Origin of the sequence: Streptomyces sp. NPDC096105, assembly GCF_044763335.1 — a bacterium.
Taxonomy (GTDB): Bacteria; Actinomycetota; Actinomycetes; order Streptomycetales; family Streptomycetaceae; genus Streptomyces.
This window is the reverse complement of record NZ_JBIWGC010000004.1, coordinates 170,491-191,633: the sequence shown is the minus strand read 5'-3', so window position 1 is coordinate 191,633 and position 21,143 is coordinate 170,491. Positions and strand designations below refer to the sequence as shown.

Here is a 21,143-nt window from a genome sequence, read left to right as displayed (position 1 = left end):
CCGTGGCAGTGATCAGGCAGGTTCAAGTCACGTTCGACTGCGCGGATCCCGAGCGGCTGGCGCGGTTCTGGTGCGAGGTGCTGGGGTACACCGTGGTGCCGCCCAAGGGGTACGGCTCCTGGGACGAGTTCAACCGGGAGCGGTTCCCCGACGGGGACGGCGCCTGGTGTTCGGCGAGTGATCCCACCGGGGCCGGACCGCGGCTGTTCTTCCAGCGGGTGCCGGAGGGCAAGACCGTCAAGAACCGGGTCCACCTCGACGTGCGCGTCGGCACCGGGCTGACCGGTGCGGAGCGGCTCGCCGCGCTGGAGGCCGAGTGCGCCCGGCTCGTGCCCCTCGGTGCGGTCCGGCAGCGGCTGCTCTCCGACGGCACCGACTCGTGCATCGTGATGCAGGACATCGAGGGGAACGAGTTCTGCCTCGACTGAGGCCGGGAGTCACTCCTCGTCCAGCGCCTCCGCCAGGATCTCCGCCAGGTGGCGGCCCCTGACGCCTCCCAGCTGCTCCAGCTGCGTGCGACAGGAGAAGCCGTCGGCCTGGACCACCGCGTTCTCCGGCGCCTCCCGCACCGACGGCAGCAGCTGTTCCTCCGCGCACGCGCGCGAGACACCCTCATGGCCCTCCTCGAAACCGAAGTTGCCCGCCAGACCGCAGCAGCCGCCGCTCAACTCGCCCTTGAGTCCGGCCGCCTCCCGCAGTCTGCGGTCGGGGCCGTCGCCCAGGACCGCGTGCTGGTGGCAGTGGGTCTGGCCGGTGACCGGGCGGTTCACGGCCGGCGGGGTCCAGCCGGGGGCGTGCCGTTCCAGGGTCTCCGCGAACGTCAGGACCCGGGAGGCGAGTCGAGCCGCGCGCGGGTCGTCGTGGAGGAGCTCCGGGGCGTCCGTGCGCAGGGCGGCCGCGCAGCTCGGTTCCAGAACCACCAGGGGCGCGTCCGCGGCGAGGACCGGTTCCAGCAGATCGAGCGTGCGCCGCAGCACCGTGCGGGCGCGGTCGAGCTGGCCGGTGGAGAGGTACGTCAGACCGCAGCAGACCCGGCCGCGCCGCGCCGTGATCAGGGACAGCGCCGAACGTGACCGGGCGTCGCCCACCCGTCCGCCCGGCCGCGGCCGCAGCGTCGGGGGCAGCGCCACCCGCAGTCCCGCCGCCTCCAGCACCCGCACGGCCGCCCGGCCCACCGACGGCGACAGGTGCTCGGTGAAGGTGTCCGGCCACAGCACCACCAGCGTGCCCCCGCCCGCGGCGGACGGCCGCCTGCGCCGCCACCAGCGGGTGAACGGTTCGCCCGCCAGACGCGGGATCTCCCGCTCGCCCGCGATCCCGCCGAGCCGTTTCGCCAGGCGCGCGAGCGGGCCGGCCGAGGCCAGCGCGTTCGCCGCCCCCGCAGTCCGGGTCCGGGCGGCCCAGGACAGCCACACCGGCAGCCACCCCATCACGTAGTGGGCGGCGGGACGGCGGCGGCCCGCGTAGTGGTGGTGCAGGAACTCCGCCTTGTACGTGGCCATGTCGACGCCGACCGGGCAGTCGGAGCGGCACCCCTTGCAGGACAGGCACAGGTCGAGCGCGTCCCGGACCTCGGCGGAGCGCCAGCCGTCGGTCACCACCTCGCCCGCGAGCATCTCGTGCAGCAGCCGGGCGCGCCCGCGCGTGGAGTGCGCCTCCTCGCCCGTCGCCCGGAACGACGGACACATCACGGCGGACCCCGGCGCGGACGTCGTACGGCACTTGGCGACGCCCACGCAGCGCCGCACCGCGGCCGAGAAGTCGCCGGCGTCGGCGGGGTAGCCGAAGGCGACGTCGACCGGTCCGCGCGGCAGGACGGAGAAGCGGAGGTCCGTGTCGAGGGGGGCGGGGCGGACCAGCATGCCGGGGTTGAGCAGGTCGTCCGGGTCCCACACCCCCTTCACCCGCTCGAAGAGGGCGACCGTCTCCGCGCCGTACATGCGCGGCAGCAGTTCGGCCCGCGCCCGCCCGTCCCCGTGCTCCCCCGACAGCGAACCGCCGTGGGCGACGACCAGATCGGCCAGTTCCTCCGAGAAGCGCCGGAAGCGGGCGACGCCCGGCCCGGTCAGCAGGTCGAAGTCGATGCGTACGTGGATGCAGCCGTCCCCGAAGTGCCCGTACGGGATGCCGCGCAGGCCGTGCTCGGCGAGCAGCGCCCGGAAGTCCCGCAGGTACGCGCCGAGCCGGGCGGGCGGCACCGCGCAGTCCTCCCAGCCGGGCCACGCCTCACCGCCCCCGGGCATCCGGGTCGCGGTGCCGCTCGCGTCCTCCCGGATGCGCCACAGGGTGCGCTGCCGGGCCGGGTCGGTGACCACCAGCGCGTCCACGACGTCCGCCGCCCGCACGATCGCCTCGGCGGCCGCGCGCGCCTCCGCCCCGGTGTCCCCGCCGGCCTCGACGAAGAGCCACGCTCCCCCGCGCGGCAGGTCCGCGGCGGACGGCACCAGATCGGCCGCCATGCCCTCCACGGTCAGCGGCCGGTACGGCAGCAGCCCCGCCGCCGCCTGCGCGGCCCCGCTCTCGTCCGCGTACGCCAGCACGGCGAGCGCCCGCGCGCGGGGCGCCCGCACGAGGGTCAGCTCGGCCTCGGTGAGCACGGCGAGGGTGCCCTCCGAGCCGCAGAGGGAACGGGCGACGTCGGCGCGGTTCTCGGGCAGCAGGGCGTCCACCGCGTAGCCGGAGATGCGGCGGGGCAGGTCGGGGAAGGCGGTGCGCAGGCGCGTCAGTTCGCCGTCGACGAGGTCGCGCAGGCCCGCCGGGGCGCCCGCCCAGCCGGGTCCCGGGCGCAGCCGCTCGCCGCGCGCGGTGATCACCGACAGGGTGCGCACGTTGTCGGCGGTGGTGCCCCAGGCGACCGAGTGGGAGCCGCAGGAGTTGTTGCCGATCATGCCGCCGAGGGTGCAGCGGCCGTGGGTGGACGGGTCCGGGCCGAAGCGGAGGCCGTGCGGGGCGGCGGCCTCCTGGAGCCGGTCGAGGACGAGGCCGGGCTGGACGACGGCGGTGCCCGCCTCCGGGTCGAGGGACAGCAGGCGGTTCATGTGCCGTGTGAAGTCGAGCACCACGCCCGTGCCGGTCGCCTGCCCCGCGATGGACGTGCCGCCGCCGCGCGGCACCACGGGCACCCCGCGCTCCCGGCACACCGCCAGCACCGCCGCGACGTCGTCGGCGTCCCGGGGGGCGACCACGCCGAGCGGGACCCGGCGGTAGTTGGAGGCGTCCATCGTGGTCAGCGCCCGCGCGGTGACGCCGAAGTCCACCTCGCCGCCCACCGCCGAACGCAGCGCCGCCGCCAGTTCCCGCTGATCCGTCATGTTCTCAGGATGCCCCCGCGGGACGCGGCGCGGGCGGCGTCCTCGGCCTCGCCCGGCCCGTCCGCCCCCCCGTCCCGGTGGCGCGTCCCGGTGGCGCGTCCCGGTGGCGCGTTCCAGCGGTTCGTCCCAGCGGTTCGTCTCAGCGGACGGACGATGCTTCGCCCGGATTTCCCTCAGCCGCTAGGCTCCGCTCGTGGCTGAGATCCGGATTCCTGCTGACATCAAGCCCGCCGACGGTCGTTTCGGTGCGGGTCCCTCCAAGGTGCGGACGGAAGCGCTGGACGCGCTGGCCGCGACCGGCACGTCCCTGCTGGGCACGTCCCACCGCCAGGCCCCGGTGAAGAACCTGGTCGGCGCCGTGCGCGAGGGCATCCGCGAGCTGTTCCAGCTCCCCGAGGGTTACGAGGTGATCCTCGGCAACGGCGGGTCCACCGCGTTCTGGGACATCGCGACCCACGGCCTGATCGAGAACAAGTCGCAGCACCTCAGCTTCGGCGAGTTCAGCTCCAAGTTCGCCAAGGCCGCCAAGCTCGCCCCGTGGCTGGCCGACCCGGACGTCATCTCCTCCGACCCGGGCACGCACCCGGAGGCGGTCGCCGAGGCGGGCGTGGACGTGTACGCCCTCACCCACAACGAGACCTCCACCGGCGTCGCCATGCCGATCCAGCGCGTCGCCGGCGCCGACGAGGGCGCGCTGGTCCTGGTGGACGCCACCTCCGGCGCGGGCGGCCTGCCGGTCGACATCGCCGAGACGGACGTCTACTACTTCGCCCCGCAGAAGTCCTTCGCCTCCGACGGCGGCCTGTGGATCGGCGTGTTCTCCCCGGCCGCGATCGAGCGCGCCGAGCGGATCCACGCGAGCGGCCGGCACGTCCCGGAGTTCTTCTCGCTGCCGACGGCGATCGACAACTCCCGCAAGAACCAGACGTACAACACCCCGGCGCTCGCCACCCTGTTCCTGCTGAACCAGCAGCTGGAGTGGATCAACGGCCAGGGCGGCCTGGACTGGGCGGTCCGCCGCACCGCGACCTCCGCGCGCACCCTGTACGGCTGGGCCGAGGGCGTGAAGTTCGCCAACCCGTTCGTCACCGACCCGGCGAAGCGGTCCGCCGTCATCGGCACGATCGACTTCACCGACGAGGTGGACGCCGCCGCCGTCGCCAAGGTCCTGCGCGCCAACGGCGTCGTCGACACCGAGCCGTACCGCAAGCTGGGCCGCAACCAGCTCCGCGTCGCGATGTTCCCGGCGATCGACCCGGCGGACGTCGAGGCCCTGACGAAGTGCGTCGACTACGTCATCGAGCAGCTGTAGTCCACGCTCCCGCACCGCACGAGAAGGGCGCCCGGCGGACCCCCACCGGGCGCCCTTCCGCGTCGCCTCACCCGCGTGCGCCGCGCGCCAGGCGTCCGCCAGCGCGTCGTACCGTCCGCGCTGCTCCTCCCGCGCGTCCGGCGCCTCCTCGGTGGCGGGGTCGAGGGGGAGGCCCAGGTGCCGGGGACGGCGCCGGAAGCCGATGGCCCCGCACAGGGCCGTGAGCGCGGGCGCCCCCGTGCCTGCGGCCACCGCGCCGCACCCGGCGCCCACAGCGCCTGGCAGGCGAGCGCGGAGCCGAGGCCGGCCCCGCGCCACTCCGGGGCCGGCCGGACGTCCGTCAGGACGAGCAGGTCGCCGTCGGCGGACGTCACGGTGTCCCGGAACTCCTGCGAGCAGCCGCCCCGCCCGAGGTCGCAGCAGCCCAGGACCGTGGGGAAGAGATCGAGGCCGTCCCCCCTGCGCGTCAGCGCCGGGGGGACGGGCTGAACCGCTCGTCCTGCCGGAACCGGGAGAAGGCCGGCGAGCCGACGACCCCGCCGACGGCGCGGTTCCGGAACCGCTCCAGCCGCACGGACACGCTCCACTCGTCGATGCCGTCCCGGTCCCCCACGCCGCTCACCGGTTCCCGGAGGTGGTACTCCGGCCACAACCGCCCCGGTTCACCCGGCAGTTCCTCGATCGGACATCTGTACGGTCCCATGCCGCCGCACGGTAGCCGCGACCCCCGCCTCACCTGCTGAGACGCTGGAACCTCCGCACCGCGAGCGGCAGGAAGACCGCCGTCAGGATCACCGGCCACACCCCGGCCATCAGCAGCGCGTGCTGCTCCACCCACGAGTCGCCGCCGCCCACCGGCGTGCCGAACAGCTCACGGGTCGCCGCGGCCGTGGAGGAGATCGGGTTCCAGGCGGCCACCCAGCCCAGCCAGTCGGGCATGAGCTGCGGGGCGACGAAGATGCTGGAGATCATCGTCAGCGGGAACGCCACCGCGAACAGGCCTCCCGCCGCCTCCGGGTTGGGCACCATCAGCCCCAGCCAGACCCCGAGCCAGATCAGCGCGAACCGCAGCCACAGCAGCAGCCCGAACGCGGCGAGGAACTCCCAGCCGCCGTCCGGCCGCCAGCCCATGACCAGCGCGGTCAGCATCAGAATGGCCAACTCGGCGCAGGCGACGATCAGATCGGTCACCCCGCGTCCGGCCACCACCGCCGACGACGCCATCGGCATCGAGCGGAAGCGGTCGATGACGCCCTTGGTGGAGTCGTAGACCACGACGGTCGCGGTGTTGATGAAGCCGAAGGCCATGGTCATCACGAACATGCCCGGCATCAGGAAGTCCTTGTAGTCCCCGCCGCCCGGCACCCGCATCGCGCTGCCGAAGACATAGCCGTACAGCAGCACCGACAGGATGGGGAAGCCGAGCTGCCAGGCGATGTTGACGGGCTGGCGCTGGTAGTGGGTCAGACCCCGGCGGACGACGTTCCAGCAGTCCGCGAGCGCCCAGTACACCCGGCCGCGGCCGTCCGGTCCGGTCAGGTCGAGCGCGCTCATGCCGCCGCCTCCTTCTCCGTGCGGTGTCCGGTCAGGCGCAGGAACACGTCGTCGAGGCTGGGCCTGCGCAGCCCGATGTCCTCGACCCGCACGCCCTCGTCCTGGAGGGTGCGTGCCACGTCCGTGAGCGCGGCCACCCGGTCGGTCACGGGCGCGTGCACCCGCAACTCGGTCTCGTCCGCCTCGGGTTCGCCGTCGGCGACCCGGGCGACCACCTTCACCACGCGCGGGATGTCCGAGCGTTCGGCCACCACGACCTCGACGCGGTCGCCGCCGACGCGGTTCTTCAGCCCGTCCGGGGTGTCGTCGGCGATGGCCCGGCCCCGGTCGATGACGGTGATCCGGGAGGCCAGCCGGTCGGCCTCCTCCAGGTACTGCGTGGTCAGCAGCACGGTCGTGCCGCCGGCCACCAACGCCCGTACCGAGTCCCAGACTTCGCCCCGGCTGCGGGGATCGAGCCCCGTCGTCGGCTCGTCCAGGAACAGCACGGCCGGCGTGAGGATCATCGACGCCGCCAGGTCCAGCCGGCGCCGCATGCCGCCGCTGTAGTCGCCGACGCCCTTGTCGGCGGCGTCGGTCAGGTCGAACTGCTCCAGCAGCTCCGCCGCCCGCGCCTTGGCGCGCCGGCCGCCGAGGTGGAACAGCCTGCCGAACATCTCCAGGTTCTGCCGCCCGGTGAGCACCTCGTCCACCGCCGCGTACTGCCCGGTGAGGCCGATCCGCGCCCGCACCTCGCGCGCCCGGTGCGCCACGTCGAGCCCGGCCACCCTCGCCCGCCCCCCGTCGAGCCGGATCAGCGTCGACAGGATCCGTACGGCGGTGGTCTTGCCCGCGCCGTTCGGTCCCAGCAGTCCGTGCACCGTGCCCGGCCGCACGGCGAGGTCGAAGCCGTCCAGGGCGCGCTTCTCGCCGTACCGCTTCTTCAGCCCTTCGGCCAGGACCGCGTACCCGTCGTCCTTCATGGGTCCCCCTTCCAGAAACCGGGTACACCGTACCCGATGACGCGTACGACGTACTCAGTTTTTTCGCGCGGACCTAGACTGCCTGCATGAGCAGCGGCGGAAGCGGTACGGAGACCAGCGGCAGCGGCGACCTCGCGCGCACCCTCGACCTGCTGTGGGGCACCGGACAGCGGCCCAGCCGGGGCCCGAAGCCGGGGCTGACCCTGGAGCGGATCGTGGAGGCGGCGATCGAGGTCGCCGACCGGGACGGCATCGGCGCGCTGTCGATGCGCCGGATCGCCTCGGAACTGGGCACCGGCACGATGTCCCTCTACCGCTACGTCCCCGGCAAGGCCGAACTGCTCGACCTGATGCTGGAGCGGGTGCAGCACCCGCACGACCCCGGGGACCTGGGCGACGGCGACTGGCGGTCGGCCCTGGAGGCGCTGGGCCGGGCCACCCTCGCCCTCTACCGGCGGCACCCCTGGCTCCTGGAGGTCAACCAGTCCCGCCCGGTTCTCGGCCCGAACGCCCTGGACGGCCTGGAGACGGTGCTCTCCCGGATCAAGCCGATGGGCCTGTCCGACCCCGAACTGATGTCGGCGATCATGATGATCGACGGATACGTGGCCGGGGCCGCCCGCACCCAGCGCTACCAGGAGGAGGCCGAGCGCAGCTCGGGGCTCACGGACGCGCAGTTCTGGGACGCCCAGCACCCCTACCTGGAGCGGGCCATGAACAGCGGGCGCTATCCCGTTCTGGCCGGGCTCTCCGAGGACACCTTCGGCACCGACTTCGACCACTTCGAGTTCGGCCTCCAGCGCATCCTGGACGGCCTGGAGGAGTTCGTCGCCCGGCGCGCGGCCGGACAGGGGCGCTGAGGCCCCGGGTTCAGCCCTTCCGCCGGCGCCTGCTCAGCCCGAAGAAGGCCGCCACGACGAGGGCGGCCACCACGGCGCCCCCGACCTTCACCGAGTCGCCGGTCCCGTCGCCGGCGGCGCCGCCGCCGTCCGCACGGGAGCCGGGGCCGCCGCTCGCCCCGTCCCCGTCCGCGCCGGGCGCGGGACGGCTCACCACCCCGCTCCGCTCCCCCTCGCTGCCGAACAGCAGCCGGGAACCGTCGGCGGAGAAGGTCACCGACTCGCCCTGGACCTGGAGCGGCACGCTCAGCCGCCCCTTGCGCTCGATCCTCCCGCCGTTCCAGGCGTAGTGGATGCCCCCGAAGTAGCCGCGCACGGCGAGGTGCCGCCCGTCGGGGGAGAGCGCCGCGTCGGTGGTCCACAGCTCGACCGGGGCGATCGGCTCGAACACGTTGTCACCGGACGGCGAGAGCTTCTCCGGCCCCTCGTAGAGGTGCCCGCCGTCCTCGTGCTTGTCGATGATGTAGACCCGCCCGGTCCTCGGGTGCACGACCATCGCCTCGGCGTCGCGCGGACCGTCGGCGTACTTCACGACGTACTGGGTGGCCCGCACGGTGGCGTCCTCCAGCCGCTCGGGCTCGGGGAGTTCGTAGATCCACACGTACGGCCAGGTGCCGCCGAGGTTGTCGCCGATGTCGGCGACGAAGAGGCGGTCGCCGGGGCCCACCGCGATCGCCTCCACGTCCCGGGGGCTGCCGATGCCGGTGAGGGTGAGGCGGGCGACCGTGTCGCCGGAGCCGCCGTCGACGGCGTAGAGGTAGGGGCCGTCGTCGCTGTCGTTGTGGGTCCAGTACACGCCGGGGTGGAGACGGGAGGCGGCGAGCCCGCTGGACTCGGTGATGCGCGGGTCGTTGACGGTGAACCCCTCGTCGTCGGTGTCGGCGGCGGAGGCGGGCACGGCGAGCGCGGCCGTCAGCAGGGCCGCGGCGAGCAGGGCGAAGGGTCGGCGCATGACCCAAGACTGCCATCAGCCGGAGCCCCCGAGTGCGGGTGTCGGGGCTCACATCGCGGTGAACGCACCGATCCACCATGATGATCGGGTGCTCAGGTTCATGCCCGTAGGTGACTCGATGACGATCGGGAGCGCGGGTGAACACACCTGGCGCTACCGGCTGTGGCAGCACCTGTGCACCGCGTACGGCGGCCCCTTCACCCTGGTCGGCCCGCGCGAGACGCTGCACGACCCGTCGACGGACGCCCCCACCTCGTACGCCTACGCCGACCCGGAGTTCCCCCGGGCCCACCTGGCGGGCTGGGGCGAGGGCTGGTGCCACATGGCCCCGCTGGTCGGCGACGCGGTGCGCTCCTGCCGCGCGGACGTGCTGCTGGTGTCGCTCGGCCTGATCGACCTGGGCTTCTACACCAACGCCGAGCAGACCGCGGACAACGTGCGCGCCTTCGTCGCCGCGGCGCGCGCGGCCCGCCCGAAGGTGCGGATGGCGGTGATGCCGGTGATCCGCAACATCCGGGTGGAGGCGGACGAGACCTTCGCGGGGCAGGTCGGCCGGTTCAACGCCCTGCTGGCCGGGACGGTCGCCGACCTGGACACACCGCGCTCCCCGATGCTGCTCGTCCCGCCCCCGGCGACGTACGACTTCCACGTGGACACCTACGACGGCACGCACCCCAACGAGAGCGGCGAGCACAAGATCGCGGGCGCGTTCGCCGAGGCGATGTGGCACGAGTGGTCCCTGGGCGGCCCGTACAAGCCGTCCTGACGCGACGCGCGTGCAGCACTTGCGTCGAGCGCACTCCAAGACGTTGGCTTGACGTCCATGAGGTACACGCAGCTCGGACGCACAGGACTCAAGGTCAGCCGGCTCGTCCTCGGGACGATGAACTTCGGTCCGCAGACCGACGAGGCCGACAGTCACGCCATCATGGACGCGGCGCTGGACGCCGGCATCAACTTCTTCGACACGGCCAACGTCTATGGCTGGGGCGAGAACAAGGGCCGCACCGAGGAGATCATCGGCAGCTGGTTCGCCCAGGGCGGCGGCCGCCGGGACAAGGTCGTCCTCGCGACCAAGGTGTACGGCAACATGGGCCCGGACGGGGAGGCGTGGCCCAACCACGACAAGCTGTCCGCGGTGAACATCCGGCGCGCGGTGGACGCCTCGCTGAAGCGGCTGGGGACCGACCACATCGATCTCTACCAGTTCCACCACGTCGACCGGGCCACCCCGTTCGAGGAGATCTGGCAGGCGGTCGACGTCCTGATCCAGCAGGGCAAGATCCTCTACGTCGGTTCCTCCAACTTCCCCGGCTACAAGATCGCCCAGGCCAACGAGATCGCCGCCCGGCGCGGCGGCACCATCGGCCTGGTCAGCGAGCAGTGCCTGTACAACCTCGCCGAGCGGCGCGCCGAGATGGAGGTCGTCCCGGCCGCGCGGGACTACGGGCTCGGGGTCATCCCCTGGTCGCCGCTGCACGGCGGGCTGCTGGGCGGGGTCATCAAGAAGGAGGCCGAGGGCGGCCGCCGCGCCTCCGGGCGGGCCGCGGAGACCCTGGCCGACCCGGCGGCCCGCAAGCGGATCCAGGCGTACGAGGACCTGCTGGAGAAGCACGGGTCGGAGCCGGGCGAGACGGCGCTGGCCTGGCTGCTCACCCGTCCCGGCGTGACCGGCCCGATCGTCGGCCCCCGTACGCGCGAGCAGCTCGACTCGGCGCTGCGGGCGGTGGAGCTGGAGCTGAGCGAGGAGCTGCTGGCCTCGCTCGACGAGATCTTCCCGGGTCCGGGGCCGTCGCCGGAGGCGTTCGCCTGGTGACGGCGGGCGAGCCCTGACGGACCGGCGGCGGCGCTACCTCCCGAGCGCCGCCGCCAGGGCCACCACGACGAACATCAGCACGAGCGCACCGGCCATGATCCGGTTCCGGGTCTTCGGGTCCACGCGTCGAGCCTAACGGGCCGCGCCGAGTGCCCGGCGGGCGACCGCCTCGTAACGGGGCTGCTCACCGGGAACGCCCGACCGGGGCAGATGGCTGCGCACCAGCACCAGCTCCTGCACGGTCCAGGTGCGGCTGCGGAAGTCCTCCAGCGCCGCGAGGTACGGCCGTACGTCGACGGCGTCCCGGCTGCGGGCCACGGTCAGGTGGGCCTGGTAACGCCGGTGCGTGTCCATGTCCACGCCCGCCTTGCGTCCGGCCGCCTCGGACCGTTCGGCCAGCAGTCGCATCGTCCGCAGGTCGCCCGCGGCCCCGGCCCACAGGGCGCGTCCCCGGCCGAACTGGCCGCCGCCGGAGAGCGCCAGCCGGAACGGCTCGGTCCGCGCCGCGGCCCGTTCCAGCCGCGCGGTCAGCCCGGGCACGGTCTCCTCGTCCACCTCGCCGTAGAACGCGAGCGTGAAGTGCCACCCGGCCCGCTCGGTCCACCGCAGCCCGCCGGCCCCGGGCAGCTCCCGCAGCCCGCCCACCTCGGCGGCCAGCGTTCCGATCACGTCCTCGGGCGGCAGCACGGCGGCGAAGAGTCTCATGCCTCCAGTGTCCCGCGCGTCCTGGTCACCGTGCGTATCGTTGTACCGCGCGGCTGTACGCATCGAGCGTCGGCCGGGGAGGAGCGCCACGAGGACCGTCCTCGAAGACAGGATGGGGATGGCCGAGAGCGGCGACGAACTCACGCTCGACATGATGTTCGAGTGGCTGGAGAAGACGCCCGTCCCCGAGGGTTACAAGGCCGAGATCGTCGGGGGGCACATCTTCATGACGCCGCAGCGGGACACCCACTGGGACATCATCGCGGACCTCTACGATCAACTGCGCGCGAAGTACCCGCGCAAGCGCCTGAAGTCCGGCGTCCGCATCGATCACCCGGGACACCTCAACGGTTTCGCCTCCGACGTGACCCTGCTGGCCGAGGGCGCCACCCGGAACAGCAAGGGACGGTGGCGTTGCGAGGATGTCGTCTTCATCGCCGAAGTGATCTCGCAGAGGACCGCGGACAACGACTACGGGCCGAAGAAGGACGCATACGCCGCCGCCGGTGTGCCCGTGTACCTGATCGTCGATCCGTACACCGGCGAGTGGCACCTGCACACGCTGCCGAAGGACGGGAAGTACCACGGCAGTGTGTGCTTCGGGCTTCGGCACCGAGATCGACCTGACCGGGACGGTCGTCGGTCTCGTGCTCGGGACCGGCGAGTTCCCCCGCGGCTGACCGCGGCCCGGGGCCCGGCGGCGGTCACGCCGCCGGGGCCAGGGTCCTCCGGTGTTCGCGGGGGACCACGCGGACGCTGGGGTGGCCGTGGTTCCAGCCGACCGCGAGGCGCAGGCCTCCGACGCGGGCCAGGATCAGGCCGATGACGGCCGCCGCGGCCATCGCGACGGCGCCGCCGGCCGCGAAGCCGACGCGGGCGCCGTAGGTGTCGGTGATCCAGCCGACGATCGGCGCGCCGACGGGGGCGCCGCCGAGGAAGACCATCATGTAGAGGGCCATGACCCGGCCCCGCACCGACGGGTCGGTGGACATCTGCAGGCTGGTGTTGGTGGTGACGTTGACCGTCATGGAGACCAGCCCCAGCGGGACCATGATCAGCGCGAACATCCACAGCTCGGGCGACGCGGCGGCGAGGATCTCCAGTGCGCCGAAGGCCAGCGCGGCCGTGATCAGCAGCCGCAGCCGGGCCGTGCCGCGCCGGGCGGCGAGCAGGGCGCCGGAGACGGAGCCGATCGCCATCAGCGTGTTGAACATGCTGTAGACGCCCGCGTCCCCCTGGAACACGTCGTCGGCGAAGGCCGACAGGTAGACCGGGAAGTTGAAGGCGAACGTGCCCATGAAGCCGACCAGCACGATCGGCCAGAGCAGGTCGGGCCGTCCGGCCACGTAGCGCAGGCCCTCGCGGAGCTGTCCCTTGCCGCGCGGGGCGCGCTCGACGGGGTGCAGCTCGCGGGTGCGCATCAGCATCAGGCCGGTCAGCGGCGCGACGAAGGACAGGCCGTTCAGCAGGAACGCCCATCCGGTGCCGACACCGGTGATCAGCAGGCCCGCGACCGCGGGGCCGACCAGCCGGGCGGACTGGAAGTTCGCGGAGTTCAGGCTGACCGCGTTCTGCAGCTGTCCGGGGCCGACCAGCTCGGAGACGAAGGACTGGCGGGCCGGGTTGTCGACGACGGTCGCGAGGCCGAGGGCGAAGGCGGCGACGTAGATGTGCCACACCTCGACGGCGCCGGTCAGGGTGAGGGCGGCGAGCGCGAGCGCCGTGAGGGCCATCGCGGACTGGGTGACCAGCAGGGTGGGCCGCTTGCGCAGCCGGTCGACGAGGACTCCTCCGTACAGGCCGAACAACAGCATCGGCAGGAACTGCAGGGCCGTGGTGATGCCGACGGCGGCCGAGGAGCCGGTGAGGCTGAGCACCAGCCAGTCCTGGGCGATGCGCTGCATCCAGGTGCCGATGTTGGAGACGACCTGACCGAGGAAGAACAGGCGGTAGTTCCTGATCCTCAGCGAGGAGAACATGGAGTTCCTGCGGGCGGGGGCGTCGAGGGCGGTCTTGGTGTCGTGGGGGTCAGGTGCGGGGGCGGAAGCTGCTCCGGGTCCCGTACTCAAAGGGTTCGCCTCCTGTGGCTGCCGGGGGTCGTTCAGAGGTGCGCCAGTTTCTCCAGCACGGGGGCGGCGGCGCGCAGGGTCGCCCACTCGTCCTCGTCGAGTTCCTCGACCAGCGTGGCGAGGAACGCGTTCCGCTTGCGCCGGCTCTCCTCGAGCATCGCCTCGGCCCGCTCGGTCCGCGTGACGACCTTCTGACGCCGGTCGTCGGGGTGCGGCTCGAGCCTGACCAGTCCTTTGGTCTCCAGCAGCGCCACGATGCGGGTCATCGACGGCGGCTGGACGTGTTCCTTGCGGGCGAGCTCGCCCGGGGTGGCGCTGCCGCAGCGGGCCAGGGTGCCGAGCACCGACATCTCGGTGGGGCTGAGCGACTCGTCGACCCGCTGGTGCTTGAGCCGACGGGACAGCCGCATCACGGCGGAGCGGAGGGCGTTCACGGCGGCTGCGTCGTCGCCATGGCTGAGGTCCGGCATGTTTTTAGCGTAACTCATTACCTTTACTAAGGAACACTGGAGGTGCGGGATCCCGGCGTGAGTCCCGCCACCCTCGTCCCGCCGTTCCCGTCCCGCCCCGCCGCTCCCGTCCCGCTTCTTCCGCCCCGTCGGTCCGGACCCGCCGGTCCGTCCCCGACGGGTGCCCGGAATCGGGACAGCCTGGGCCTGAGATCACCCATACGAGTGATCGAGGCGTGAAACGCCACGCGCCGCACCCGGAGGTGCGGCGACGCTCGTCCGCATGGGGACCGACGTGCTCAGCCTGCGGATGGACCACGAACTGCTCGAACGGCTCCGCGGCCATGCCGCCAAACGCGGCATGAGCGTCCAGGACTACGTCGTCCGGACGCTCATGCGCGATGACTTCGACCAGCGGTTCCGCACCGCCGTCGAGGAGACGGAGAAGTTCTACGGGGTCACCTGACCCCGCGCTCCCCCGGCGTGGATCAGGTCAGGCCCAGCGCCGGCATCAGGTAGTAGAAGGCGAAGACCGCCGCCACCACGTACATCGCCGGCGGGACCTCCCGGCCGCGGCCGGCCGCGAGGCGCAGCGCGACGAAGGTCAGGAAGCCCATCCCGATGCCGTTGGTGATCGAGTAGGTGAACGGCATCATCACCATCGTCACGAAGGCGGGGATGGCGATGGTGTGGTCGGCCCAGTCGATCTCCTTGATCCCGTTGGCCAGGATCAGGAAGCCGACCGCGAGCAGCGCCGGGGTGGCCGCCTGGGACGGGACCATGGTGGCGACCGGCGTCAGGAAGAGCGCCACGGCGAACAGACCGCCGGTGACGACGTTGGCGAAGCCGGTCCGCGCGCCCTCGCCGACGCCGGCGGTGGACTCCACGAACGCGGTGGTGGCGGAGGCGGAGCTGGCCCCGCCCGCGGCGACCGCGACGCCGTCGATGAACAGCACCTTGTTGATGCCGGGCATCTGGCCCTCGCCGTCGGTGAGCTTGGCCTCGTCCGAGACGCCCATGATCGTGCCCATCGCGTCGAAGAAGCACGACAGCAGCACGGTGAAGACGAACAGGACGCCGGTCAGCACGCCGACCTCGGAGAATCCGCCGAACAGGCTGACCTGGCCGATCAGGCCGAAGTCGGGGGTGGCGACCGGGTTGCCGGGCCACTCGGGCGAGGTGAGGCCCCAGGACGGCACGTCGGCGACGGCGTGGATGACGACCGCGACGACGGTCATCACGACGATCGAGATGAGGATCGCGCCGGGCACCTTGCGCACGATCAGCGCCAGCGTGAGCAGCGCGCCGAGCACGAACACCAGGACCGGCCAGCCGTTGAGGTGGCCGTCGGCGCCGAGCTGGAGCGGAACGGTGGTCTGGGCGGCGTCCGGCATGCGGGAGACGAAGCCGGAGTCGACCAGCCCGATCAGCATGATGAACAGGCCGATGCCGATGGCGATGGCCTTGCGCAGGCCGTAGGGCACGGCGTTCATCACGCGCTCGCGCAGGCCGGTGGCGACCAGGAGCATCACCACGAAACCGGCCAGCACCACCATGCCCATGGCGTCGGGCCAGGACATGCGGGGCGCGAGCTGGAGCGCGACCACCGAGTTCACGCCGAGGCCGGCGGCCAGGGCGATCGGGACGTTGCCGATGACGCCCATGAGCAGCGTGGTGAACGCCGCGGTCAGGGCGGTCGCGGTGACCAGCTGGCCGTTGTCCAGCTGGTTGCCGTACATGTCTTTCGCGCTGCCCAGGATGATCGGGTTCAGCACGATGATGTAGGCCATCGCGAAGAAGGTGGCGAAACCGCCGCGGATCTCGCGCGGCAGCGTGCTGCCGCGCTCGGAGATCCGGAAGTAGCGGTCGAGGGCGCCGGACGCGCCACCGGACCCCGGCTGCTCGGGGACGGGCGCCTTGGCGGGGGCCGACGTGGACATGGGCAGGGACCTCATCACCGGCGGGCTCCCCCCGGAGCCGGGCCTTTGGTGTTTTCTACGAAGGAAAGTGGTCAGAAGCAAACGGATTCAGTATGAACATATAACGTCGCGGACTCCATCTCCGCGCGTAGACCCCTGACGGCCGGTGTGATTCCCGCTCCATCTCCGGGCCGTCCGGTGCGGGGCGTCGCCCCGCCGGCGCTCCTCGTAAGCTGTCCGCATGGCGAAGTGGACCCCCAAGCACGAGGCGCCGGAGCCCCTGGAGGGCCCCGTGGTCGCCACCATCACCGGCGGCACCGTCCTCTGGTTCGTCCTCTTCCTGGCGCAGCTCCCGTTCTACGGCTGGTTCGACGAGCACGGACACACCTGGTGGGTGTGGACCTGCCTGGCCGGCGGCGGCCTCGGCCTCATCGGCATCTGGTACGTCCGCAGGCGCGACGCCGCGATCAAGCGGGCGCGGGCCGAGAAGTCCGGCGCCGAGCCCGGCCGCGGCCCGGCCGCGCGCACCGACTGATTCCGGCCGACCGGCCCCTCCGGCACGGAGCTGACGCGACCACCCCGGCAGTGGGACCCCGGTACGACGGCCGTCCTCCCCTGGTCGGATCTTCCCCACCCCGGTGGGTACGGCACATGATCCGCACGTACTGTCGATTCCATGACGCATCTCGACGCGGGCGACCGGACCGATGCCGTCCGGCCCGCCACGGCCACGTCGCCGGTGACCGGACTGACCTCTGCGGAAGTGGCCGAGCGGGTGGCGCGCGGACAGGTCAACGACGTACCCGTGCGCAGCAGCCGGTCGATCACGGAGATCGTCCGCGCGAACGTCTTCACCCGGTTCAACGCGATCATCGGCGTGCTCTGGGTGATCATGCTGATCGTCGCGCCGTTCCAGGACAGCCTGTTCGGCTATGTGATCCTCGCCAACACCGGCATCGGGATCGTCCAGGAGTGGCGGGCGAAGAAGACGCTGGACTCGCTCGCGCTGATCGGCGAGGTGCGGCCGACCGTGCGCCGGGACGGGGCGGCCGCCGAGATCAGCACCTCCGAGATCGTGCTGGACGACCTCATCGAGACCGGCCCGGGGGACAAGGTCGTCGTCGACGGAGTGGTCGTCGAGGCGGACGGCCTGGAGATCGACGAGTCGCTGCTCACCGGTGAGGCCGACCCGGTGGTGAAGCGGCCCGGGGACCGGGTGATGTCCGGCAGCTTCGTCGTCGCGGGCGGCGGCTCCTTCCAGGCGACCCGGGTGGGCCGCGAGGCCTACGCGGCGCAGCTCGCCGAGGAGGCGTCCCGCTTCACCCTGGTCCACTCCGAACTGCGCAGCGGCATCTCCACCATCCTCAAGTACGTCACGTGGATGATGGTGCCGACCGCGATCGGCCTGGTCATCAGCCAGCTCGTGGTCAAGGACAACGAGCTGAAGAACTCCATCGCCCGGACGGTCGGCGGGATCGTGCCGATGGTGCCCGAGGGGCTGGTGCTGCTCACCTCCGTCGCCTTCGCGATCGGGGTGATCCGGCTGGGCCGCAAGCAGTGCCTGGTGCAGGAGCTGCCCGCGATCGAGGGCCTGGCCCGCGTCGACACGGTGTGCCTGGACAAGACCGGCACGCTCACCGAGGGCGGCATGGACGTCACCGAGCTGCGGGTGCTGGGCGACGCCGACGAGAGGTACGTACGGAAGGTGCTCGGCGAGCTGGGCTCGGCGGACCCCCGTCCGAACGCCTCCCTGCAGGCGATCATCGAGGCGTACCCGGACGCCACCGACTGGCGGCTCACCGACACGCTGCCCTTCTCCTCGGTCCGCAAGTACAGCGGCGCGACCCTCGACGAGGGCGACGGCCGGCCCGTCACCTGGCTGCTCGGGGCGCCGGACGTGCTGCTCGGCCACGACGACCCGGCGCTGGCCGAGACCGAGCGGATGAACCGCGAGGGCCTGCGGGTGCTGCTGCTGGCCCGCGCCCGGGAGGGCGTGGACGTCGACGACCCGGCCGCCGTGGACGGCGTACGGGCGGTGGCGCTGGTGGTGCTGGAGCAGCGGCTGCGGCCCGACGCCGCCGACACCCTGCGCTACTTCGCGGAGCAGGACGTCCGGGCCAAGGTGATCTCCGGCGACAACGCGGTGTCGGTCGGGGCGGTCGCCGCCAAGCTGGGCCTGTCCGGCACGGCGGTGGACGCGCGCCGGCTGCCCGCCGAGCCGGAGGCCATGGCCGGCGAGCTGGAGGCGGGCACGGTCTTCGGGCGGGTCACCCCCCAGCAGAAGCGGACCATGGTGGGCGCGCTCCAGTCGAAGGGCCACACCGTCGCGATGACCGGCGACGGCGTGAACGACGTGCTGGCGCTGAAGGACGCGGACATCGGCGTGGCGATGGGCTCCGGCTCGGAGGCCACCCGGGCGGTGGCGCAGATCGTGCTGCTGAACAACAGCTTCGCCACGCTGCCGTCGGTGGTGGCCGAGGGCCGCCGGGTGATCGGCAACATCACGCGGGTCGCCACGCTGTTCCTGGTGAAGACGGTGTACTCGGTGCTGCTGGCGGTGCTGGTGGTGCTGTCGCAGGTGGAGTACCCGTTCCTGCCGCGCCACCTGACCCTGCTGTCCACGCTGACCATCGGCGTCCCCGCCTTCTTCCTCGCCCTCGCCCCCAACAAGGAGCGGGCGCGACCGCACTTCGTCCGGCGGGTCATGCGGTACGCGGTCCCGGGCGGGGTGCTGGCCGCGCTGGCCACCTTCGCCACGTACCTGCTGGCCCGCAGCCACTACAGCGGCCCGGGCGCGCTGGGCGCGGAGACCAGCGCGGCGACGCTGACGCTGTTCCTGATCTCCCTGTGGGTGCTGGCGATCATCGCCCGCCCCTACACCTGGTGGCGGATCGCCCTGGTCGCCACGATGGCCGGCGGCTTCCTCCTGGTCCTCGTGGTCCCCTGGCTGCAGGAGTTCTTCGCCCTGCGCCTGGTCGGCATGACGATGCCGTGGACCGCGGTCGCCGTCGCGGCGGTCACGGCGGCGGTCCTGGAGGTCCTGTGGCGGTGGGTGGACCGCCGGTTCCCCGTCTGAACCGGACCGGGCGGTCCGGGGGCGACCGAGGGAGACAGCCGGGGGGACGAGATACGCCACTTGTGTGAACAGTGAGGGGGAACGCGGGGAAAGGAAGGAAATGCGGCTCGGGTGACCGGGCGGTATGTCCGGGATGTGGGTGACCATGGAGTCTGCCGCCGCAGGTGATCGGAGACGGAAGACCTCATGAAACTGCCCGGGAAGAAGTCCGCGGAAGCGCAGTCCCGGTCGCGCAGGGGCGAACTGGCGGCCCAGCTGGCCGCTCCGGTGCGCTCCTTCCTGGCGACCGAGGCGGGCAGCTCCGGCCTGCTGCTGATCGCGGTCGCGGTGGCCCTCCTCTGGGCGAACTCCCCCTGGTCGGAGTCCTACTTCTCGCTCTGGCACACCGAGGCGTCCGTCGCGGTGGGCGACGCGCGGCTGTCGATGGACCTGGCGCACTGGGTCAACGACGGTCTGATGGCCCTGTTCTTCTTCGTCATCGGCCTGGAGGTCCGCTACGAGCTCTCCGTCGGCGCGCTGAACAGCCGCGAGCGGATCATGATCCCGGGCCTCGCCGGCCTCGGCGGCATGGTCGTGCCCGTTCTGTTCTACCTGGCGATCACGCAGGGGGGCGAGGCGGCCGGCGGCTGGGGCATCGTCATCGGCACCGACACGGCCTTCATGCTGGGGGCGCTGGCCGTGGTGGGCCCCCGGTTCGCCACCAGCCTGCGGATCTTCCTGCTGGCCATCGTGGTCATCGACGACATCGTCGCGGTCACCGTGATCGGGGTGGTGTACTCCGGGTCCATCCAGGTGCCGGAGCTGATCGCCGCCTTCGTGCTCGGCGTGATCCTGTCGTCGCTGTCCCGCTTCGACGTGTGGCGGGCCTCCCCGTACGTCCTGGTCGTCCTCGTCATGTGGCTGGCCACCCTGAACGCCGGGCTGCACGCCTCCATCGCCGGCATGCTCGGCGGCCTCCTCATCCCCGCCCGGGACCCGTCCCGCGAGGGGGTCGAGCAGGCCGCGCGGCTCTTCCGCGCCTTCCGCCAGTCGCCCCGCGCGGACGTGGGCAGGACGGCCCGCCGGGGGCTGCAGAAGGCCGTCTCGGTCAACGAGCGGCTCCAGATGTTCCTGCACCCCTGGTCGAGCTACCTCATCGTCCCGGTCTTCGCGCTGGCCAACGCGGGCGTCGACCTGCGGGACGGGGTCCTCACCGACGCGCTGGGCTCGGCCCTCACCTGGGCCGTGGTGGCCGGGCTCGTCGGCGGCAAGCTCATCGGCATCTGGGGCGGGGCCACGCTCGGCGCCCGGTTCGGGCTCGGCCGGCTGCCCACCGGAGTGGGGCACGGCCATGTGCTGGGCGGGGCCGCCCTGTCCGGCATCGGGTTCACCGTGTCCCTGCTGATCGCCGGCCTCGCCTTCGAGGACGAGCCGGAACTCCTCGCCCGGGCCACCGTCGGCGTGCTGCTCGCGGCGCTGGTCGCCGGCCTGGTCGGCTGGCTGGCGTTCCGGCTCTCCACCGTCCTCGGCGGGCAGGCGGACGCGGACCTGCCCCGCTACCTGGACCGCCTGGTCGACCCGGAGACCGATCACATCCTCGGTCCCGTCGACGCGCCCCTGACCCTGGTGGAGTACGGCGACTTCGAGTGTCCCTTCTGCGCCCGCGCCACGGGCGTCACCAAGGAGCTGCGGAACCGCTTCGGCGACCGGTTCCGCTACGTGTTCCGGCACCTGCCGCTGCCCGACGTGCACCCGCACGCCGAACTGGCCGCGCGGGCGGCCGTGGCCGCCGACGCCCAGGGCCGCTTCTGGGAGATGCACGACCTGCTCTACCAGCACCAGGACGAGATGGAGTACGAGGACACCGTCGTCTACGCCATCGAGCTCGGCCTCGACATGGAGAGGTTCCTGGAGGACCTCGACTCCGACTGGGCGGCCGAGCGGGTCCGCCGGGACGCCGCCAGCGCCGAGGCCAGCGGCGTCCAGGGCGCCCCGACGTTCTTCATCGGCAACCGCCGCCACACGGGCCCGTACGACGCGGAGACCCTGGCGCGCGAACTGGAACAGCTCCGGCACGAGGGCTCGGGCGCGACGCCCGCGGAGTCGTGACCGCCCCCGGGCTCCGCCCCGGACCCCGCTC

18 protein-coding genes and 1 pseudogene are annotated in these 21,143 nt (G+C 72.5%); 10 read left to right on the top strand and 9 right to left on the bottom strand.

Annotated features, from left to right (window positions below):
* Positions 1-2: 2 nt before the first annotated feature.
* Entirely contained in the window at positions 3-428 is a 426-nt protein-coding gene (locus ACIQ8B_RS08730) for a VOC family protein (RefSeq protein ID WP_106413712.1), read from the top strand.
* A gap of 9 nt (positions 429-437) precedes the next feature.
* On the opposite strand, the gene ACIQ8B_RS08725 is transcribed toward ACIQ8B_RS08730, so the two are convergent.
* The gene (locus ACIQ8B_RS08725; RefSeq protein WP_403546245.1) at positions 438-3,311 is read right to left on the bottom strand and encodes an FAD-binding and (Fe-S)-binding domain-containing protein; all 2,874 of its coding nucleotides are present in this window, start codon (positions 3,309-3,311) and stop codon (positions 438-440) included.
* A 193-nt stretch (positions 3,312-3,504) separates the two neighbouring features.
* Here ACIQ8B_RS08725 and serC point away from each other — a divergent pair, with 193 nt between their 5' ends.
* The gene (gene serC, locus ACIQ8B_RS08720) at positions 3,505-4,623 is read left to right on the top strand and encodes a phosphoserine transaminase (protein WP_290001427.1); all 1,119 of its coding nucleotides are present in this window, start codon (positions 3,505-3,507) and stop codon (positions 4,621-4,623) included.
* Positions 4,624-5,089: 466 nt separating this feature from the next.
* Here serC and ACIQ8B_RS08715 read toward each other — a convergent pair whose 3' ends face one another.
* Genes ACIQ8B_RS08715 through ACIQ8B_RS08705 form a run of 3 tightly spaced genes read right to left on the bottom strand, consistent with a single transcriptional unit; the run spans position 5,090 to position 7,139 of the window.
* Positions 5,090-5,326 (bottom strand): hypothetical protein, encoded by a 237-nt coding sequence (locus ACIQ8B_RS08715; RefSeq protein ID WP_403546244.1) that lies wholly within the window; start codon positions 5,324-5,326, stop codon positions 5,090-5,092.
* A gap of 29 nt (positions 5,327-5,355) precedes the next feature.
* Positions 5,356-6,177, bottom strand: a complete 822-nt coding sequence (locus ACIQ8B_RS08710) for an ABC transporter permease (protein WP_290001431.1) — start codon at positions 6,175-6,177, stop codon at positions 5,356-5,358.
* Positions 6,174-7,139 (bottom strand): ATP-binding cassette domain-containing protein, encoded by a 966-nt coding sequence (locus tag ACIQ8B_RS08705; protein WP_403546243.1) that lies wholly within the window; start codon positions 7,137-7,139, stop codon positions 6,174-6,176. Before ACIQ8B_RS08705 ends, ACIQ8B_RS08710 begins: the two co-directional genes overlap by 4 nt.
* A gap of 86 nt (positions 7,140-7,225) precedes the next feature.
* Here ACIQ8B_RS08705 and ACIQ8B_RS08700 point away from each other — a divergent pair, with 86 nt between their 5' ends.
* Positions 7,226-7,999, top strand: a complete 774-nt coding sequence (locus tag ACIQ8B_RS08700; RefSeq protein WP_290001436.1) for a TetR/AcrR family transcriptional regulator — start codon at positions 7,226-7,228, stop codon at positions 7,997-7,999.
* Between the two features lie 10 nt (positions 8,000-8,009).
* Here ACIQ8B_RS08700 and ACIQ8B_RS08695 read toward each other — a convergent pair whose 3' ends face one another.
* Positions 8,010-8,990, bottom strand: coding sequence for a WD40 repeat domain-containing protein (locus ACIQ8B_RS08695; protein ID WP_403546242.1), 981 nt, complete (start codon positions 8,988-8,990; stop codon positions 8,010-8,012).
* 118 nt (positions 8,991-9,108) lie between these two features.
* On the opposite strand from ACIQ8B_RS08695, the gene ACIQ8B_RS08690 reads away from it, so the two are divergent.
* Positions 9,109-9,756 carry a GDSL-type esterase/lipase family protein gene (locus tag ACIQ8B_RS08690; RefSeq protein ID WP_403546241.1) on the top strand — a complete coding sequence of 216 codons (648 nt, stop codon included), beginning with the start codon at positions 9,109-9,111 and terminating at the stop codon, positions 9,754-9,756.
* Between the two features lie 57 nt (positions 9,757-9,813).
* Entirely contained in the window at positions 9,814-10,806 is a 993-nt protein-coding gene (locus tag ACIQ8B_RS08685) for an aldo/keto reductase (RefSeq protein ID WP_290001443.1), read from the top strand.
* Between the two features lie 132 nt (positions 10,807-10,938).
* On the opposite strand, the gene thpR is transcribed toward ACIQ8B_RS08685, so the two are convergent.
* The gene (gene thpR / locus ACIQ8B_RS08680) at positions 10,939-11,511 is read right to left on the bottom strand and encodes an RNA 2',3'-cyclic phosphodiesterase (RefSeq protein ID WP_403546240.1); all 573 of its coding nucleotides are present in this window, start codon (positions 11,509-11,511) and stop codon (positions 10,939-10,941) included.
* A gap of 118 nt (positions 11,512-11,629) precedes the next feature.
* On the opposite strand from thpR, the pseudogene ACIQ8B_RS08675 reads away from it, so the two are divergent.
* Positions 11,630-12,191: pseudogene (locus tag ACIQ8B_RS08675) on the top strand (Uma2 family endonuclease).
* Between the two features lie 24 nt (positions 12,192-12,215).
* On the opposite strand, the gene ACIQ8B_RS08670 reads toward ACIQ8B_RS08675, so the two are convergent.
* Together ACIQ8B_RS08670 and ACIQ8B_RS08665 are read right to left on the bottom strand one after the other, a co-directional pair.
* A complete protein-coding gene (locus ACIQ8B_RS08670) occupies positions 12,216-13,580 on the bottom strand; it encodes an MFS transporter (RefSeq protein WP_403546239.1) in 1,365 nt (454 codons plus the stop codon).
* Between the two features lie 32 nt (positions 13,581-13,612).
* On the bottom strand, positions 13,613-14,050 hold the full coding sequence (locus ACIQ8B_RS08665; protein WP_290001451.1) for a MarR family winged helix-turn-helix transcriptional regulator: 438 nt from the start codon (positions 14,048-14,050) through the stop codon (positions 13,613-13,615).
* Between the two features lie 262 nt (positions 14,051-14,312).
* Between ACIQ8B_RS08665 and ACIQ8B_RS08660 the strand changes: the two genes are divergently transcribed.
* Complete coding sequence (locus ACIQ8B_RS08660) at positions 14,313-14,495, top strand: ribbon-helix-helix protein, CopG family (protein WP_106413692.1); 183 nt, start codon at positions 14,313-14,315, stop codon at positions 14,493-14,495.
* Between the two features lie 22 nt (positions 14,496-14,517).
* Here ACIQ8B_RS08660 and ACIQ8B_RS08655 read toward each other — a convergent pair whose 3' ends face one another.
* Complete coding sequence (locus tag ACIQ8B_RS08655) at positions 14,518-15,969, bottom strand: NCS2 family permease (RefSeq protein ID WP_403546238.1); 1,452 nt, start codon at positions 15,967-15,969, stop codon at positions 14,518-14,520.
* A 220-nt stretch (positions 15,970-16,189) separates the two neighbouring features.
* Between ACIQ8B_RS08655 and ACIQ8B_RS08650 the strand changes: the two genes are divergently transcribed.
* The 3 genes from ACIQ8B_RS08650 (at position 16,190) to nhaA (ending at position 21,112) form a co-directional block, all read left to right on the top strand.
* Positions 16,190-16,483, top strand: coding sequence for a DUF2530 domain-containing protein (locus ACIQ8B_RS08650; RefSeq protein WP_403546237.1), 294 nt, complete (start codon positions 16,190-16,192; stop codon positions 16,481-16,483).
* Positions 16,484-16,624: 141 nt separating this feature from the next.
* Positions 16,625-19,024: an HAD-IC family P-type ATPase gene (locus ACIQ8B_RS08645; protein ID WP_403546236.1), complete on the top strand. Its 2,400-nt coding sequence runs from the start codon at positions 16,625-16,627 to the stop codon at positions 19,022-19,024.
* A 186-nt stretch (positions 19,025-19,210) separates the two neighbouring features.
* Positions 19,211-21,112: a Na+/H+ antiporter NhaA gene (nhaA, locus tag ACIQ8B_RS08640; RefSeq protein ID WP_403546235.1), complete on the top strand. Its 1,902-nt coding sequence runs from the start codon at positions 19,211-19,213 to the stop codon at positions 21,110-21,112.
* Positions 21,113-21,143: the final 31 nt, after the last annotated feature.

Excerpts from the sequence above, each read along its gene's own strand:
- ACIQ8B_RS08690 (WP_403546241.1), top strand. The coding sequence starts at position 9,109 with ATGACGATCGGGAGCGCGGGTGAACACACCTGGCGCTACCGGCTGTGG.
- ACIQ8B_RS08715 (WP_403546244.1), bottom strand. The coding sequence starts at position 5,326 with ATGGGACCGTACAGATGTCCGATCGAGGAACTGCCGGGTGAACCGGGG.
- ACIQ8B_RS08665 (WP_290001451.1), bottom strand. The coding sequence starts at position 14,050 with ATGCCGGACCTCAGCCATGGCGACGACGCAGCCGCCGTGAACGCCCTC.
- ACIQ8B_RS08655 (WP_403546238.1), bottom strand. The coding sequence starts at position 15,969 with ATGTCCACGTCGGCCCCCGCCAAGGCGCCCGTCCCCGAGCAGCCGGGG.
- ACIQ8B_RS08705 (WP_403546243.1), bottom strand. The coding sequence starts at position 7,139 with ATGAAGGACGACGGGTACGCGGTCCTGGCCGAAGGGCTGAAGAAGCGG.
- ACIQ8B_RS08695 (WP_403546242.1), bottom strand. The coding sequence starts at position 8,990 with ATGCGCCGACCCTTCGCCCTGCTCGCCGCGGCCCTGCTGACGGCCGCG.
- ACIQ8B_RS08700 (WP_290001436.1), top strand. The coding sequence starts at position 7,226 with ATGAGCAGCGGCGGAAGCGGTACGGAGACCAGCGGCAGCGGCGACCTC.
- ACIQ8B_RS08725 (WP_403546245.1), bottom strand. The coding sequence starts at position 3,311 with ATGACGGATCAGCGGGAACTGGCGGCGGCGCTGCGTTCGGCGGTGGGC.
- ACIQ8B_RS08710 (WP_290001431.1), bottom strand. The coding sequence starts at position 6,177 with ATGAGCGCGCTCGACCTGACCGGACCGGACGGCCGCGGCCGGGTGTAC.
- ACIQ8B_RS08645 (WP_403546236.1), top strand. The coding sequence starts at position 16,625 with ATGACGCATCTCGACGCGGGCGACCGGACCGATGCCGTCCGGCCCGCC.
- thpR (WP_403546240.1), bottom strand. The coding sequence starts at position 11,511 with ATGAGACTCTTCGCCGCCGTGCTGCCGCCCGAGGACGTGATCGGAACG.
- ACIQ8B_RS08660 (WP_106413692.1), top strand. The coding sequence starts at position 14,313 with ATGGGGACCGACGTGCTCAGCCTGCGGATGGACCACGAACTGCTCGAA.
- ACIQ8B_RS08685 (WP_290001443.1), top strand. The coding sequence starts at position 9,814 with ATGAGGTACACGCAGCTCGGACGCACAGGACTCAAGGTCAGCCGGCTC.
- ACIQ8B_RS08650 (WP_403546237.1), top strand. The coding sequence starts at position 16,190 with ATGGCGAAGTGGACCCCCAAGCACGAGGCGCCGGAGCCCCTGGAGGGC.
- nhaA (WP_403546235.1), top strand. The coding sequence starts at position 19,211 with ATGAAACTGCCCGGGAAGAAGTCCGCGGAAGCGCAGTCCCGGTCGCGC.